The organism is Veillonella parvula, from assembly GCF_048309325.1.
GTDB lineage: Bacteria > Bacillota > Negativicutes > Veillonellales > Veillonellaceae > Veillonella > Veillonella parvula_T.
On the sequence record NZ_DBFBTX010000005.1, the window covers coordinates 312,754 to 328,691 of the forward strand.

Consider the following 15,938-nt stretch of genomic DNA (forward strand, 5'->3'; position numbering starts at 1 on the left):
CTTAACATCTATATATAGAGTCATCGATATGATATAATAAATTATTCAGAGAGAAATAATTATATTTATATAGAAAGAAGGGACAGCATGGAAATAAATAAGGTTTATTCTGGCTTTCGCCTTGACCGCATTGAGCGCATTGATGAGATCAATGGTACCGCTTATGAAATGAAACACGAAAAGTCTGGTGCACGTTTAATTTATATTGATTCACCAGATTCTAATAAAGTATTCAATATCGCTTTTAGAACAACACCACATAATAGTACTGGTGTAGCACATATTATGGAACATTCCGTTTTATGTGGTTCTCGTAAGTTTCCTTTGAAAGAGCCATTTGTTGAGCTTGTTAAGGGGTCTTTAAACACGTTCTTAAACGCTATGACATATCCTGATAAAACGATGTATCCTGTAGCCAGCAAAAACGATAAAGACTTCCACAATCTGATGGACGTATATCTTGATGCTGTATTGTATCCACGCGTTCGCGATGATGCAGAAATCGTGATGCAAGAAGGTTGGCATTATGAGCTAGATAATGCGGAAGATGAACTTACCTATAAAGGTGTTGTATTCAATGAGATGAAGGGGGTTTATTCCTCTCCGGATTCCGTTCTAGAACGCCAAATGATGCGTGAACTTTTCCCAGATACCACTTATGGTGTTGATTCTGGTGGAGATCCTGACCATATTACGGACTTAACTTATGAAGAGTTCCAAGAGTTCTATCGAGTTCATTATCATCCGTCCAATAGTTATATTTTCCTTTATGGGGATATGAATATTGAAGAGCAATTGGCATTCTTGAATGATGAGTACTTAAGTTATTTCGATGCTATTGAGGTTAATACAGAGGTTGGCTTACAAGCTCCATTTATGGAAGGTAAAGTGGTAAGTTATCCATATAGCGTAGGTTCTGAAGAGCCAACAGACAACCGAACTTTACATTCCTTTGCCTATGTGTTACCTGATGTAACTCCTGAGCATAGCTTGGCTTTTGAGGTATTAACACATGCATTGTTGACATCTCCTGCGGCTCCTCTTAAACAGGCTTTGGTGAAAGCCGGTATCGGCTCTGATGTGAGTGGTTATTATCTTGATAGCATTCGTCAACCTTTGTGGACCGTGCAAGCAACTGGTTCTAATCTCGATAAACAAGCTGACTTGCAGCGTATTGTGGAATCTACATTGCAAGAACTTTGTGATAACGGTTTAGATAAAGAATTATTAGAAGCTTCCTTGAATAGCATTGAGTTTGCTCTTCGTGAAAGTGACTTTGGAGGTCGGCCAATTGGTTTAGCGTATGTTATCCGTATGATGGATAACTGGCTATATGACAATGATCCACTCGAGTTATTACACTACGAAGAAGCATTAGTGAATATTCGTAAGGGCTTATCCGGTACGTACTTTGAAGATTTAATTCGTCAATCTATCTTAAATAACAATCATAAAGTGCTTGTTTCTATTTATCCTGAACGGGGTCTTCAAGAGCGCAAGGATGCAGAGGTTAAAGAACATTTAGCTTCTGTAAAAGCTAAGATGTCTCCAGAAGAAATCGAAGCAATTGTAGAGCAAACAAAACGACTTAAACTTCGTCAAGAGGCTCCAGATAGCGACGAAGCGTTAGCATCGATACCATTGCTTGAATTATCAGATTTAAATCCTAATATTGAAGAGGTAGAACGTCGTGAAAGTAAAATTGGCAACACTACAGTACATTTTGTGCCTACTTTCACAAAAGGCATCAACTATGTAGGGCTTTACTTTAATTTAAGCTGTCTTACAGAAGATGAATTGTTCTACGCCGATATTTTAAGTGATATTATTGGTCGTATTGACACATCTGAACGTGGCTATGAAGCATTGGCGAAAGATATCAATATGAATCTTGGTGGTTTAAGCTCAGATATTACGGCTATTAGCAAAGATGGTAAGCGTGATGAATTTACGCCTCTCATGATTGTTCGAGCTAAAGCTTTGCATTCTAAATTACCTGACTTATGCCGTTTGATTAACGAAGTAGTACAAAAAGCAGATTATAGTGACGATAGACGCTTGACTGAACTTGTTCAAGAAAGCAAAGCTATTTGGGATAATGAAGCATTCCGTCGTGGTAATTCCATCGTAAGTCAACGTGTTATGGCTCAAGTGTCTGCAGTTGGTAAATTTAGAGATAATGGTAACTTTGGTTACTATCAAAAGATTAGCGAGTTGGCTTCTAATCCTGCGGCATTACCATTATTGCCAGAAAAATTAGCTGATGTAGCTCGTAAGATTTTCCGTGCTAACAATGTGGATATCATGTTCGTTGGTGAAGAAGGCGAATTAGAAGCCTTTGAACATCTTATGAAACCATTGATTGAAACCTGGGATACTACTGAGTTAAGTAATGATAAATTAAAGATTACACGTTTGTCTGGTAATGATGGTATCGTTACAGCTGGTAAGGTTCAATACGTAGCTCAAGGTGGTAACTTTGTAGACCATGGGTATAAACACGTAGGCCCAATGAGTGTATTAGAGACGATTTTACGCTATGAATATCTTTGGATTCGCATTCGTGTACAAGGTGGTGCTTACGGTGCCTTTGCAAACTTCTATGATGATGGGAATATGATTTTCTGTAGCTATCGAGATCCAAACTTGGTAGAAACATTAAATGTATATAAAGAATTACCTCAATATCTTCGTGAGTTTACGTTGACTAATCGTGAGATGCGTAAATATATTATCGGTACTATGAGCTCCTTGGACTTGCCTATGACTCCTGCGTTGCGTGGCCCACGTGCGATGGGGATGTATTTTAGCGGTGCTAAACTAGAGGATAAGGTAGAGTTTCGTAAACAAGTTATCGCTTGTAAGCCAGAGGATATCGTTGCTTTAGCAGATGTGGTTGAACCCGTATTGAAGGATAATCATATTTGTACAATGGGGAACGAACAAAAAATTAAAGACGCTGGTAAGGTATTCGATAACATCATTTCTCTAGGATAATTGTCTTATATCATGTATGGTGGCATATTCTGTGTAATTCTACGGGATATGCCACTTGTTTTGTACTGTAGGAGGGTCCATTATGAAAGGCCGATTTGCTCCAAGCCCCACAGGATATATCCATCTCGGAAATGTATGGATAGCCCTCTTATCTTATATTTCTACGAAGCAACAAAAAGGGCAGTATGTTGTGCGAATGGAGGATATAGACATCCAACGCTCTAAACGTGAGTTAGGGGAAGCTCTATTAGATGATTTAGAGTGGCTAGGATTTGAATGGGATGAAGGACCTCGCGTTGGTGGTCCAGAATCAACATATTGGCAAAGTGAACGGCAAACATATTATGGAGAAATATTAGAACATCTTGCATCAGAAAAACTAATTTATCCTTGCTTTTGTAATCGTACAAGGCTCCAGTCTATTGCTTCGGCACCCCATGTCGGCGATGTAATTCATCGTTACGATGGCCATTGCCGTCATCTAGAGGATAAATTGATAAAAGAATTTATGATGTCTAAGGAGCCATCTTTGCGTTTAGCCGTTAATTCTTGTGATTTAGATTTCGTGGATCGTTGGCAAGGCTTTCAACATATTCATTTAGAAGGTGAATTAGATGATTATGTATTGCGTCGTGGTGATGGTATGTATGCCTATAATTTAGCTGTCGTACTGGATGATATTGTTATGGGGATAACGGAGGTCATTCGTGGAGATGATTTACTAGAGACTACGGGGCAGCAAATATATTTATATAAAACATTACAAACCAGTTTCAATTCTAAAAATATACAAATACCTTCTTATGGGCATGCTCCATTATTAATTGATTCTGAAGGACATAGATTGTCTAAGCGACAAAAGAGTATTACTATTCGAGAATTGCGTGAAAATCAGTGGTCTCCTAATAGAATTTTAGGTGAGCTGGCTATTGTAGGGGGCTTAGTTGAAGCTCATACATTAAGTCGTAGAGAAATCAGTTTATCTGAATTAATTGAGATTGATTTAAATGTACCTTGTCTTAGTCAGAAAACGATTGAGATACAAATTAAAGAATAGAGTAATAAAATAGTATTGATTTATGTTATAGGATGTTTGCTAAAAGAGAATAATTCTTTAACTATATAATTCGATATAATATATTGACAATATTCGATATTTATTTATAATAGTATATAAGAGGTGGTCGAAATGACAATTCAACAAGCTTTAGATCAAAAAGTATGGGCCGTTATTGGAGCTACCCATAAAACCGAAAAGTTCGGTTATAAGATTTATAAATGTCTTAAAGATCACGGATATGAAGTATATCCAGTCAATCCTAATATTGCAGAAATAGATGGAGACACTTGTTACTCTAGTCTTTCTGCACTTCCCGTTGTGCCTGCTGTGGTAGATTTTGTTGTACCAGAAGCAGTAGGGTTAGCTGCACTTGATGAATGCAAAGAACTTGGCATTCCTGTTGTGTGGTTGCAACCGGGGGCGGATAAACCATCTGTTGTTGAAAAAGCACATGCTTTAGATCTGCATGTCATTCAAGATTGTGTATTAGTTCAATTACCGTAGGAGGGTACAATGAGCGAATTAAAAGATTTAAAAACTGCTGAATATCAAGATTTAGTAAACCAAGGTGGTGTTACTGTTGTTGACTTCTGGGCTCCATGGTGCGGTTATTGCGTACGTATGATGCCAATCATTGAAGAAATTGCAGGTGAGCTTGAAGGTAAAGCTAACTTTGTAAAAGTAAACGCTGATGAAGAACCAGAATTAGCACGTAACTTACAAGTTGAAGTATTGCCTACATTCGTTATTCTAAAAGATGGTGAAGTAGTAGACCGTAAAATTGGATTCTTGCCTAAAGGCGATCTTCAAGCGGCTATCGAATCTAAATTTTAATACTATAATTAAAATTATATAAATAGAGGAAAACCTCATCAATGTATGTGTTGTACATTGATGAGGTTTTTTTTGCTTTTTTAATATAGACCTAAATATATTTAACGTTTATGCGTTGCTAAACATAATACATTGAGTTCCTAAACATAATACATCTAAAAGTGGGGTTTATGTCCATTTAAGGAGTGGTATTACGCAATTGTGGTGGAGAGTGGTTTAAATTATTTATTTTTGAATATTTAATCGAACATATGTATTGTAGAAAAGAGGAGAAAAATAGAGATTAAACAAGAAAAATATAAAAAAGTGGGATAAAAATAGATTTTTTGTTGTGAAAGGTGGGGAATTGTGGTAGAATTTACCATATAGTGGTGGATAAGAAATAGTAAAGGGCGGTGATACATATGTTCATGGGCGAATATAATCACACCATTGATACAAAAGGGCGGATGATTATACCTGCTAAAATACGTGAACAACTAGGCGATTTGTGCATCGTTACAAAAGGCCTAGATAACTGCTTGGCTATTTACACCGAAGAGGCATGGAAAAAAATTTCTACAGCTTTACAATCACAATCCTCCACTAAAGCTAGCGTGCGTGCTTTAAAACGTTTTGTTTTTGGTAGTGCCGCTGAACTTGAATATGATAAACAAGGTCGTGTCCTCATTCCTGTACCATTACGTGAATATGCAAGCCTTGATAAACAGGCTGTTATTGTAGGTGCTGGAGACCATGTTGAAATTTGGAGCCGTGAAAAATACGATTTCTATGATGAGCAAGTAGCTGAAAGTATGGAAGAATTAGTTGAAGGGCTTGAAGGGATTATGTTATAGGAGGCTATGATGGAATTTAATCATACTAGCGTACTCTTACGTGAAACGGTGGACTCCGTCGTAACTAATCCAAAAGGCATTTATGTGGACTGTACCCTTGGTGGGGCAGGACATGCTCATGCAGTGGGCGAGATGCTAGATCCAGAAGGCATGATTATAGGTTTAGATCAAGATGAAGATGCTTTGAGTGTAGCTCGACAGCGTTTATCTGATTTGAAATGTCAGGTGTTAACGATACCTACAAACTTTTCTAACTTAAAAGAAGCTCTCCAAAATGCGGGCATTTATGAAGTCGATGGTTTTATATTTGATCTTGGTGTATCCAGCTATCAACTAGATACTCCTGAACGAGGTTTTTCATATATGAATGATGGACCTCTTGATATGCGAATGGATAAAGATGCACCTCTCACGGCAGAGGAAATTGTCAATGAATATGACAGTGAACAATTACTGCAAATTATCCGCGATTATGGGGAAGAACGATGGGCTAAACGAATTGTCGAGTTTATTGTTGAAGCACGTCAAGAAAAAAGAATTACTACTACTGGTGAGTTAGTTAGAATTATTAAGAATGCAATACCTGCAAAGGCGCGACAAGATGGACCTCATCCGGCAAAACGGACGTTTCAGGCCATACGTATTGAAGTAAATAGAGAATTAGCAATTTTGCATGATAGTTTTGTAGATGCTGTATCGATGTTAAAACCAAAGGGAAAGATTGGAGTTATTACATTCCACTCCTTGGAAGATCGAATTACAAAGCAAACTTTTAAAGAGTTAAGTACTGCATGTATATGTCCTCCACAATTGCCTGTGTGTGTTTGTAATCACAAGGCAGTTGTAAAGGCAAAGAATAAGGCTATAGAGCCAAGTATAGGGGAGATTGAAGTTAATCCGAGAGCTAGAAGCGCTAAATTGCGCGTAGCAGTAAAGTTGTAGATTTGGAAGGGGTTAAGTGTTATGTTAGCGAGAAAGGCTGTTGTGGGCCAAGTAAAAGGTGATATGTTGGTCATTGCACAAGGGAGAAGACGTAGTGCAAACGTAGCTTTAGATTTAAGCCCTATGATGTGGCAAGTTGTATATGGTATTGCTGCATTAGTTGCATGCTTACTTATCATGATGGTTATGAATGCATACAGTACAAAGTTGGGCTATGAGGTAGTTAAAACACAGCAAGCTGTAGTACAATTAACAAAAGATAACGATGCATTGGACGTTGAAGTGGCTTCCTTGAAGTCTCCTGTACGTATCCAACAAATCGCAGAAGAACAACTAGGAATGGTTTTGCCTGATTCTTTTGTTTATAGCACAAAAAGCGCTGTTACTGAACGTAATGTACAAGAGAAACAGCAAATTATAGACTAGCAGGCGAAGCAGCTCGTATTGGGCTGCTTTCCTTTGCGTGTAAAGGAGATTGTATATGAAACACTTACAAGATATAGTAAAAATCTTACCTGCACCGCATGTAGAAGGTAATACAGCTGTTGAAATTTTAGATGTAACCGCTGATTCTCGTGCTGTAAAAGCAGGTAGTTTATTTATTGCTTTAGATGGTGCTACTGTCGATGGACATGACTATGTTAATAAAGCTGTTGAGGCTGGGGCAGTAGCCGTATTAGTATCTAAACCTGTTGAGATAAGTAGTGACGTTTGTGTTATCACTGTTGAAGATACACGTGCGGCTATGATGTCCTGTGTGCCATACTTTTTTGATTATCCAGCCAATTCCATGCGCATGATTGGTGTTACTGGTACTAATGGTAAAACGACTACAACTCATATGATTCGTCATATTTTGAAAGCTCAAGGTCATAAGGTCGGTGTGATTGGTACGGTTCATATCATGATTGGTGATACAGCATATCCGATTCATAATACGACTCCTGACGTAGTAGATTTACAGCATATTTTGCATCAAATGGTAGAAGAGGGTGTTACACATTGTGTAATGGAAGTATCTTCTCATGCGTTGGCTTTAGGACGCGTATCTGGTGTTGAGTATGATACGGCTGTATTCACAAATCTTACACAAGATCATTTAGACTTTCACAAAACATTTGAAAATTACTTGGCAGCTAAATGTAAACTATTTGAACAGGTTAGCAAACCAAACCAAGTAAAATCTGGTAAGGGTGCTGTCATTAACATCGATGATGCCTATGGACATCGGGTTGTTGAAAAAACTACAGCCCCTATCATTACCTATAGTATTGATGGTAGCGGCACATTGAATGCTCATGACGTTGATATGACGCCAAAGTCTAGCCGTTACACGGTATCTTATGATGGTCATGACTATACAGTTGCAATGAATACGACTGGCTTGTTTAATGTGTATAATACATTAGCAGCTATTGGTGCCTGCTTATTAGAAGGTATTTCCATGGAAGACATCGATAAAGCGTTGAAAACATTTAGTGCTGTACCTGGTCGTTTTGAATTGATTGAAGAAGGTCAACCATTTGCTGTTGTTGTAGACTATGCACATACACCAGATGGGTTAGAAAATATTTTACAAACAGCAAAGGCTATTCAAGAAAATCGTATTATTGTAGTCTTTGGCTGTGGCGGTGACCGAGATGCAACCAAACGTCCTATTATGGGACGCATTGCGGCACAATACGGTGATGTTGTGTATGTTACATCTGATAATCCGCGTACAGAGGATCCTGTACAAATTGTTAAAGATGTGGAAGTCGGTGTTAAAGATGGCCTTCGAGAAGGAACTCACTATGAAGTTATCGTTGATCGTCGAGAAGCGATTCAACATGCAATACAACATGCAAAATCTGGGGATATTGTACTCATTGCAGGTAAGGGGCATGAGGATTACCAAATCTTAAAGGATAAAACGATCCATTTTGATGATCGTGAAGAGGCGCGAGCAGCCCTCAAGGAGATCTAATATGGCAGAATTTACATTGTCTCAAGTACTGGAGGCCACAAAGGGGACGAGTGCACATACCGATAATATTAAGTTTTTAGATGTGTCTACTGATACAAGAACTATTGAATCAGGCTTTTTATTTGTAGCCTTAAAAGGTGATACCTTTGATGGCCATGATTTTATCAATGCGGCTATCGAAAAAGGTGCTACAGGGGCTATCGTTGAAAAAGGACGTTCTGTAGAAGGTATTGCTTGCATCGAGGTAGACAATACTTTGGTAGCATATCAAAACTTAGCACGATATCATCGTCGCCGCTTTGATATTCCTGTAGTTGCTATTACTGGTTCCTCTGGTAAGACTACGACAAAGGAAATGGTGGCAGCCGTACTTGGCACAGAATTTAATGTATTAAAAACTGAGAAAAATTTTAATAATGAAATTGGCTTACCAAAAACACTATTGCGCTTAACTGCTGAGCATGAAGCCTGTGTTGTTGAAATGGGTATGCGTGGGCTCGGACAAATCGAAGAACTGGCCTTGATTGCAGAACCAACGATGGGGATTATTACTAATGTTGGTACTAGTCACATCGAGCTTTTAGGTTCTCGAGAAGCCATTGCCGAAGCGAAAGGTGAATTGATTCGTTGCTTGCCTGAAAACAGCGTGGCTATCCTTAATGAAGATGATCCATATGTAAAAGCTATGGATCGTTTAGCTAAGGGTAAAACAATTACCTATGGTATTGAACGGAATGCTACTTGTATTGGTAGCCATTTGCGCTATAAAAAAGACGGTATTAAGTTCACTTGTAAGTGTTATGATGAAGTTTTTGATATCTTCTTGCCTATGATTGGTGAACACAATGTATATGATGCATTGGCGGCTATTGTTGCAGGCCGAGTGCTAGGCATTAAATCTAACACAATTCGCAAAGGGTTGAGTGAGTTTAGTGGAACTCCAATGCGTCAAGAAATCGTTCCATTTGAAGATATTGTTATCTTAAATGATGCTTATAATGCAAACCCTTCATCCATGGCAGAAGCTATTAAAGCACTTGGCCAATTAGAAGGTAAGCGTAAAATTGCGATGCTAGGCGATATGCTCGAGCTCGGCGACTTCTCTGAAGAAGCACATCGTGAAATCGGCCATTTGCTTGCTGAAGAGGGTTATAGTGTTGTATTCACCTTTGGTGATGCTGCTGCCTTCATTGCAAAGGAAGCAAAAAAAGCGGGTTTAACTACATTCCGTTGTAACAGCCATTTAGAAATGGCCAACGCATATAGTGATATTCGTGAAAAAGGGGATGTTATCCTTGTGAAAGGTTCCCGTGGTTTACGAATGGAGCGCGTTGTTGAAGAATTAAAGGATCGAGAATAATAGGTAACGGCTAGTTATATCTAGCCGTCCTATTTATTAATAAGTAGAGGATTCATATGATAAATCACATTCTATTAGCCTTCGTAGCGACTTTCATCATTACGGTAGTGCTAGGTAAAATTGCTATTCCTATGTTACGTTCTTTGCACGCACAACAAAGTATTCGTGAAGAAGGCCCTGAAAGTCATCAAGCAAAAGCCGGTACGCCAACAATGGGTGGTGCTTTCATGATGGTGGCCCTTGTTATTGGCGTGGCATTGTTTGCACCATGGAATGTGGGCACAGGAATGTTATTATTCTTAACACTGGGTCATTGTTTATTAGGTTTTTTTGATGATTTTGTAAAAGCTGTAAAAAAACGCAATCTTGGTTTAACAGCGAAGCAAAAATTACTTGGACAATTTATATTGGCTGCCGTATTCTGTTATTGCATTACTGAGATTATGGTTGTTCCTACCACATTATGGATTCCTGTTGTAGATACACAATTACAATTGGGATGGGGTTATTATGTATTGGCATTTTTGATTATTGTAGGAGCTACAAATGCAGTAAATTTAACAGATGGTCTTGATGGTCTTGCTGGTGGTACATCAGCAGTGGCGGCGATAGCATTCTCTGTTATTGGTTTGATGGCTGCATCGATGACAAATTCTATCGGTGCTGAAAGTGTTGCGTACTTCGGCGCTATAATAGCAGCTGTATGTCTTGGCTTTTTGGTATATAATGTGAACCCTGCAAAAGTATTCATGGGGGATACAGGCTCTTTGGCATTAGGTGGTGCCTTTGCAGCAATGGCTATTTTAACTAAAACAGAATTGCTACTTGTGGTGATTGGTGGCATTTTTGTTATGGAAGCATTATCTGTTATTATTCAAGTTATTTCTTTCAAAACACGTGGTGTGCGTGTATTTAAGATGAGTCCTATTCATCACCATTTTGAACTTTCCGGATGGGCAGAACAAACAGTTGTTAATCGTTTCTGGTTTGGTGGCGCTGTTTTAGCCATTATTGGTGTACTTTTAGCGACTATAACTTTATAAGATAATACTTAACGGAAGTTGTAAATAATGGTATGCTTATTAGATAGGATACATTAATTTTATAAATAGTTTAGGTGATATAGATGGAATATGGAGATAAACATATACTTGTTCTTGGAGCTGGAGCCAGCGGTATAGGTGCATCTTGGGTATTAGCCCAAGTGGGTGCGCATGTTGTGTTAAATGATTATAAGCCCATGACACTGCCTACGGCTGAGGAGAAACGACTCGTTGCGACAGGGGTAAATATTATTACAGGACGTCAAGATGAATCCTTGCTAGATGGCGTGGATCGTATCGTTATTTCTCCAGGTATTTCTTTAGATATTCCGATTGTAAAAGCAGCACAGGCTCGTGGTATTGACGTGGTCAGCGAAGTAGAATTAGCTTATGAAGTATCTAAATCACCTATCGTAGCTGTTACTGGTACAAATGGTAAGACTACGACAACAACCTTATTAACTAAGGTTCTAGAAGGCTCTGGAAAACCAGTTCGTGTGGGAGGGAATATTGGTGATTCCCTTAGCGAAGTGGCGTACGCTATGCCTGCAGACGGTTTTTTGGTAGCCGAATTATCTAGTTATCAATTAGAGACAATCAAGCATTTTAGGCCTGTTGGGGCTATTATGCTCAATATTACTCCAGATCACTTAGCTCGTCATAAGACAATGGAAAACTATATTGCTGCGAAGGAACGCATCTTTGAAAATCAATTAAGTACAGATTTTTTAGTACTTAACATTGATGATTCTGTTGTAGCTGATATGGAACACCGTGCGCCTAGTCATATTTTACAAATTAGTCAAAACCGAGTTGTAGAGAATGGCGCTTATTATGCTGATGGGCAATGTTATATTGCTAAAGATGGTATAGCAAAATCTGTTATTGGAAATGAAGATATTCATATTCCAGGCCGTCATAATATTGAAAATATATTGACCGTTATTGCTTTATCCTATGCGTTGGGCGTACCCGTAGAGACAATTCATCGCATTATTAGCGAGTTCCATGGAGTTGAACATCGTTTAGAGCGCGTTAAGACGATTGGTGGTATCACATTCTATAATGATTCCAAAGCCACTAATGTAGATTCTGTGATTAAAGCATTAGAATCCTTTGATCAACAAGTTATTCTATTAGCTGGTGGCCATGATAAAATGACGCCTTTAGAAGATTTCATGGAGTTAGTTAAGGAGAAGACTAAAGCTGTTATTTTCATGGGGGAAGCAGCAGATCGTTTTGAGACGGCTGCAAAAGAGGCTGGTGTGAAGCTGATTTATCGTGCTTTATCCATGAAAGAAGCCGTAGAACAAGGCTATAAATTGGCAGAGACGGGTGATATTGTGCTATTATCTCCGGCTTGCTCAAGTTTTGATTGGTATAGCTGTTTTGAAGAGCGTGGAGATGATTTTAAACGTTGTGTTCATATGTTGCAAGAGGGAGGACACCATTAATGAAACGTGTTATTATTTCAGGTGGTGGTACTGGTGGACATATATATCCAGCAATAACTATATATAAAGAAATCATGAAACAAAACCCTGATGCAAAGGTGTTATACGTTGGCACCAAACAAGGCCTTGAGGCTACATTAGTTCCTAAAGAAGGAATTGATTTTAGTACAATTCCTGTGCAAGGCTTACAGCGTCAATTATCATTAGGTACCATGGTCACGCTAGGTAAAACTGCTTTAAGTATTGTGAAAGCTAATGCCATAATTTGTAAGTTTAAACCTGATGTAGTTATTGGTACTGGAGGTTATGTATGTGGTCCTGTTCTCATGGCTGCAGCATTACACAATATTCCTACTTTAATTCAAGAACAGAATGTCATAGCAGGCATTACTAATAAAATTTTGAGTCGTTTTGTTGATGTGGTAGCCTTAGGCTATAAGGATGCGGAAGCATCATTTTCTAAAGCAAAGCGCGTAGTCTACACTGGTAATCCTGTTCGTCCAGATGTGTTAGTTGATTCAAGAACAGCAGGACGTAACTATTTCAACTTAAGTGATGATACCTTCACAGTACTCATAGCTGGAGGTTCTCGAGGGGCGAGAACTATTAACAATGCTATGATAGATGTACATAAACACTTCCAAGGTGTGGAAGGTATTAAATTAATTCATATTACGGGAAACGGAGAATATGAATCTGTTTTATCTCAATTAGGTATTACCGCTGGGGATGGTTTAGGTTGTTCATCTTTGATTTTGCCGTATTTACATGATATGCCAAAAGCACTAGCAGCAGCCGATTTAGCAGTCTTTAGATCTGGTGCTATAGGCCTTGCGGAATTAGCAGTTCGCGGTATTCCATCCGTATTGATACCGTATCCATATGCAGCGGAAGATCATCAAACCTATAATGCACGTATCTTTGTACAAGAAGGGGCGGCGCATATGATTGTAGATAAAATGTTAAGTGCTCACGATTTAATAGGGGAAATCGAGATGTTTATGGCCAACCGTGATTTGTTGGCACAAATGGGAGATCGAGCATTGCAATTGGGGAAACCGAATGCGGCTCATGATATTGCAAAATTAGCTTTATCTATTGCAAAGTAACAAGGAGAGGTTTTATGTTAGACGGTATTCACAAAATTCACCTTATCGGTATTGGTGGATCTGGTATGCGTGCGATAGCGAATATTTTGATTCAAAAAGGTTATGATGTATCTGGCTCAGATATTGCTGAATCTGCAGTGATTTCTAAGTTTAGAGATATGGGTGCCACAGTGCATATCGGTCATAATAAAGAATATGTAAATGGTGTTGATGCTATAGTTCGTTCTACAGCGATTCGTGAAGACAATCCTGAAATTGTTGCCGCTAAAGAGCAAGGGATTACCATTTTACATCGTTCTGATATTGTAAAGGCTGTATTAGATGTAACAGATGGTATCGCAGTAGCTGGTGCGCATGGTAAAACATCTACAACTTCAATGATTGGACAAATTTTAGTGGAGGCTAATGCGGACCCTACGGTAATTATCGGTGGCGAAGTAGATTATCTCAAAGGTAGCAGTTGCCTTGGGAAAGGCCATTTTTCAGTTGTGGAAGCGGATGAGAGCGATGGTTCATTTTTAAAATTGCATCCACATACTATCGTTATAACTAATATTGAAGATGATCATATGGATCATTATAAGACTATGGATAACTTGTTAAACGCTTTCTGTGAGTTCGTCGAAACGTTACCAGAAGCGGGCAAGGCTATCGTATGTGGTGATAATGAAAATATTCGTTATGTTATGAGCCGCGTAAAACGTACTTTTATTACGTATGGTTTAGAGGATAATAATGATTATGTAGCAAAAAATATTCATTATGTGGACTCTTCCTTGGTATATGATGTATATCATAAAGGTATTAATATAAGCCGTATCAGCTTGCGCGTGCCTGGAGAACATAATGTATTAAACTCATTGGCAGCCTTTATTGTGGCTCATGAATGTTGCGGTGTAGAAAATCGCTTTATTACAAAAGCGTTAGGTAAATTTATCGGTGCAAAACGACGTTTTGAAACAAAAGGTCATGTTGCTGGCGTCTGGGTTGTCGATGATTATGCACATCATCCAACAGAAATTAAAGCGACCTTAAGAGCAGCAAAAGAACTTGAAAAACATCGCGTTATTTGTGTGTTTCAACCGCATCGGTATACACGTACAAGCTTGTTGAAAGATGAATTTGCCACTGCTTTTACAAGTGCTGATGAAATATATATGACAGATATTTACAGTTCTGGTGAAGATCCGATTGCAGGTATCGATGGACGTACTATTCCTGACGCTGTTGAAGCTGCTACACATAAGGTTGTACATTATGTACCATCTGTTGATGACATACCGGCTGTATTGGCAAAAATTGTGCGACCTAACGATCTGGTTATCACAATGGGTGCCGGTTCTATTAATCAATATGGACCTAAATTATTAGCTATATTGGAGGAAGGCTTACAATGAAAGATAGAAAAATAATCGTATTGATGGGTGGCCCTTCCAAAGAGGCTGAAGTATCTCGTCGTACTGGCGCTGCTATTGCGGAAGCACTCGAAAGTAAAGGGTATAATGCCCAAACATTAGAACTTAATCCTCGTACTGTTTTAAGAGACATTGAATCCTTAGGTGGAGAGATTGTATTTAATGCAATTCACGGTCGTTATGGTGAAGATGGTGCATTACAAGGCTTACTTGAAATGGCAGAAATTCCATATACTGGATCGGGCATCATGGCTCATGCGGTAGGAATGAATAAAAAAGTAAGCAAAGATGTTTTCAAAGGGGCTAATATTCCAACAGCTACTTCTGAATCCTTTAATGGTAATTTAGAATCTGCAGAAGCTATTATAGGACATATTCGTAAACAGTTTACGATTCCTGTAGTGGTGAAATCTGCTACTCAAGGCTCTAGTATTGGCGTTACCATTGTTCGTGATGAGGCACAATTGGAGGCTGCTGTTACAGAAGCGCTAAAATATGATCCGATTCTTGTAGTAGAGCAATTTCTTGATGGTCGCGAATTTACAGTATCCGTTCTTGACGGCAAGGCATTGTCAGTAATTGAAATCCGTCCACATTCTGGGGAGTATGACTATACCAGTAAATATACTGTAGGTGCTACAGAATATTTAGTACCTGCGCCTATTAGTGAAGAAATGACTGCTGAGATGCAGCGCATAGGGGAGCTTGTGTATCGTGAAGTACAAGGCAGTGGGGTTATTCGTGTTGATATTATGACAGATCATGCAGATAATATGTATGTTCTAGAATACAATACTGTGCCAGGTATGACGGCAACGTCTTTAGTACCAAAGGCAGCTAAAGAAATGGGAATTGACTTTCCAACATTATGTGAAAAGATTCTATTAACAGCTAGTATAGGGAAATTTTAAGGGCTGAATAG

General features: G+C 38.6%; 14 protein-coding genes. All 14 read left to right on the forward strand.

Annotation, left to right across the window (positions count from 1 at the left end):
* The first annotated feature begins 87 nt into the window (after window positions 1–87).
* The 14 genes from ACMKPP_RS06165 to ACMKPP_RS06230 all read left to right on the forward strand — a co-directional run bounded on the left by ACMKPP_RS06165 (window position 88) and on the right by ACMKPP_RS06230 (window position 15,927).
* A complete protein-coding gene (locus ACMKPP_RS06165; RefSeq protein WP_418369467.1) occupies window positions 88–2,997 on the forward strand; it encodes an insulinase family protein in 2,910 nt (969 codons plus the stop codon).
* A gap of 82 nt (window positions 2,998–3,079) precedes the next feature.
* Window positions 3,080–4,054: a tRNA glutamyl-Q(34) synthetase GluQRS gene (gluQRS, locus tag ACMKPP_RS06170; RefSeq protein ID WP_418369468.1), complete on the forward strand. Its 975-nt coding sequence runs from the start codon at window positions 3,080–3,082 to the stop codon at window positions 4,052–4,054.
* Window positions 4,055–4,186: 132 nt separating this feature from the next.
* Window positions 4,187–4,561 carry a CoA-binding protein gene (locus ACMKPP_RS06175; protein ID WP_004697233.1) on the forward strand — a complete coding sequence of 125 codons (375 nt, stop codon included), beginning with the start codon at window positions 4,187–4,189 and terminating at the stop codon, window positions 4,559–4,561.
* A gap of 9 nt (window positions 4,562–4,570) precedes the next feature.
* The gene (gene trxA, locus ACMKPP_RS06180; protein WP_004696229.1) at window positions 4,571–4,891 is read left to right on the forward strand and encodes a thioredoxin; all 321 of its coding nucleotides are present in this window, start codon (window positions 4,571–4,573) and stop codon (window positions 4,889–4,891) included.
* A gap of 404 nt (window positions 4,892–5,295) precedes the next feature.
* The gene (gene mraZ / locus ACMKPP_RS06185; RefSeq protein WP_004696227.1) at window positions 5,296–5,727 is read left to right on the forward strand and encodes a division/cell wall cluster transcriptional repressor MraZ; all 432 of its coding nucleotides are present in this window, start codon (window positions 5,296–5,298) and stop codon (window positions 5,725–5,727) included.
* A gap of 9 nt (window positions 5,728–5,736) precedes the next feature.
* Complete coding sequence (gene rsmH / locus ACMKPP_RS06190; protein WP_004696226.1) at window positions 5,737–6,669, forward strand: 16S rRNA (cytosine(1402)-N(4))-methyltransferase RsmH; 933 nt, start codon at window positions 5,737–5,739, stop codon at window positions 6,667–6,669.
* 21 nt (window positions 6,670–6,690) lie between these two features.
* The gene (gene ftsL / locus ACMKPP_RS06195) at window positions 6,691–7,095 is read left to right on the forward strand and encodes a cell division protein FtsL (RefSeq protein ID WP_004697156.1); all 405 of its coding nucleotides are present in this window, start codon (window positions 6,691–6,693) and stop codon (window positions 7,093–7,095) included.
* Window positions 7,096–7,150: 55 nt separating this feature from the next.
* Window positions 7,151–8,635, forward strand: coding sequence for a UDP-N-acetylmuramoyl-L-alanyl-D-glutamate--2,6-diaminopimelate ligase (locus ACMKPP_RS06200; protein ID WP_418369469.1), 1,485 nt, complete (start codon window positions 7,151–7,153; stop codon window positions 8,633–8,635).
* Window position 8,636: 1 nt separating this feature from the next.
* Window positions 8,637–9,995, forward strand: coding sequence for a UDP-N-acetylmuramoyl-tripeptide--D-alanyl-D-alanine ligase (locus ACMKPP_RS06205; RefSeq protein WP_004696219.1), 1,359 nt, complete (start codon window positions 8,637–8,639; stop codon window positions 9,993–9,995).
* Window positions 9,996–10,051: 56 nt separating this feature from the next.
* A complete protein-coding gene (gene mraY, locus ACMKPP_RS06210) occupies window positions 10,052–11,038 on the forward strand; it encodes a phospho-N-acetylmuramoyl-pentapeptide-transferase (protein WP_004697364.1) in 987 nt (328 codons plus the stop codon).
* 83 nt (window positions 11,039–11,121) lie between these two features.
* Window positions 11,122–12,492 carry a UDP-N-acetylmuramoyl-L-alanine--D-glutamate ligase gene (gene murD, locus ACMKPP_RS06215; RefSeq protein WP_418369470.1) on the forward strand — a complete coding sequence of 457 codons (1,371 nt, stop codon included), beginning with the start codon at window positions 11,122–11,124 and terminating at the stop codon, window positions 12,490–12,492.
* The gene (gene murG, locus ACMKPP_RS06220; RefSeq protein ID WP_418369471.1) at window positions 12,492–13,601 is read left to right on the forward strand and encodes an undecaprenyldiphospho-muramoylpentapeptide beta-N-acetylglucosaminyltransferase; all 1,110 of its coding nucleotides are present in this window, start codon (window positions 12,492–12,494) and stop codon (window positions 13,599–13,601) included. Before murD ends, murG begins: the two co-directional genes overlap by 1 nt.
* 14 nt (window positions 13,602–13,615) lie before the next feature.
* Entirely contained in the window at window positions 13,616–14,998 is a 1,383-nt protein-coding gene (gene murC, locus ACMKPP_RS06225; RefSeq protein WP_004696210.1) for a UDP-N-acetylmuramate--L-alanine ligase, read from the forward strand.
* Entirely contained in the window at window positions 14,995–15,927 is a 933-nt protein-coding gene (locus ACMKPP_RS06230) for a D-alanine--D-alanine ligase family protein (protein ID WP_120055309.1), read from the forward strand. Before murC ends, ACMKPP_RS06230 begins: the two co-directional genes overlap by 4 nt.
* Window positions 15,928–15,938: the final 11 nt, after the last annotated feature.

Excerpts from the sequence above, each read along its gene's own strand:
- ACMKPP_RS06175 (WP_004697233.1), top strand. The coding sequence starts at position 4,187 with ATGACAATTCAACAAGCTTTAGATCAAAAAGTATGGGCCGTTATTGGA.
- gluQRS (WP_418369468.1), top strand. The coding sequence starts at position 3,080 with ATGAAAGGCCGATTTGCTCCAAGCCCCACAGGATATATCCATCTCGGA.
- murD (WP_418369470.1), top strand. The coding sequence starts at position 11,122 with ATGGAATATGGAGATAAACATATACTTGTTCTTGGAGCTGGAGCCAGC.
- murG (WP_418369471.1), top strand. The coding sequence starts at position 12,492 with ATGAAACGTGTTATTATTTCAGGTGGTGGTACTGGTGGACATATATAT.
- ftsL (WP_004697156.1), top strand. The coding sequence starts at position 6,691 with ATGTTAGCGAGAAAGGCTGTTGTGGGCCAAGTAAAAGGTGATATGTTG.
- ACMKPP_RS06205 (WP_004696219.1), top strand. The coding sequence starts at position 8,637 with ATGGCAGAATTTACATTGTCTCAAGTACTGGAGGCCACAAAGGGGACG.
- mraY (WP_004697364.1), top strand. The coding sequence starts at position 10,052 with ATGATAAATCACATTCTATTAGCCTTCGTAGCGACTTTCATCATTACG.
- murC (WP_004696210.1), top strand. The coding sequence starts at position 13,616 with ATGTTAGACGGTATTCACAAAATTCACCTTATCGGTATTGGTGGATCT.
- trxA (WP_004696229.1), top strand. The coding sequence starts at position 4,571 with ATGAGCGAATTAAAAGATTTAAAAACTGCTGAATATCAAGATTTAGTA.
- ACMKPP_RS06230 (WP_120055309.1), top strand. The coding sequence starts at position 14,995 with ATGAAAGATAGAAAAATAATCGTATTGATGGGTGGCCCTTCCAAAGAG.
- rsmH (WP_004696226.1), top strand. The coding sequence starts at position 5,737 with ATGGAATTTAATCATACTAGCGTACTCTTACGTGAAACGGTGGACTCC.
- mraZ (WP_004696227.1), top strand. The coding sequence starts at position 5,296 with ATGTTCATGGGCGAATATAATCACACCATTGATACAAAAGGGCGGATG.
- ACMKPP_RS06200 (WP_418369469.1), top strand. The coding sequence starts at position 7,151 with ATGAAACACTTACAAGATATAGTAAAAATCTTACCTGCACCGCATGTA.
- ACMKPP_RS06165 (WP_418369467.1), top strand. The coding sequence starts at position 88 with ATGGAAATAAATAAGGTTTATTCTGGCTTTCGCCTTGACCGCATTGAG.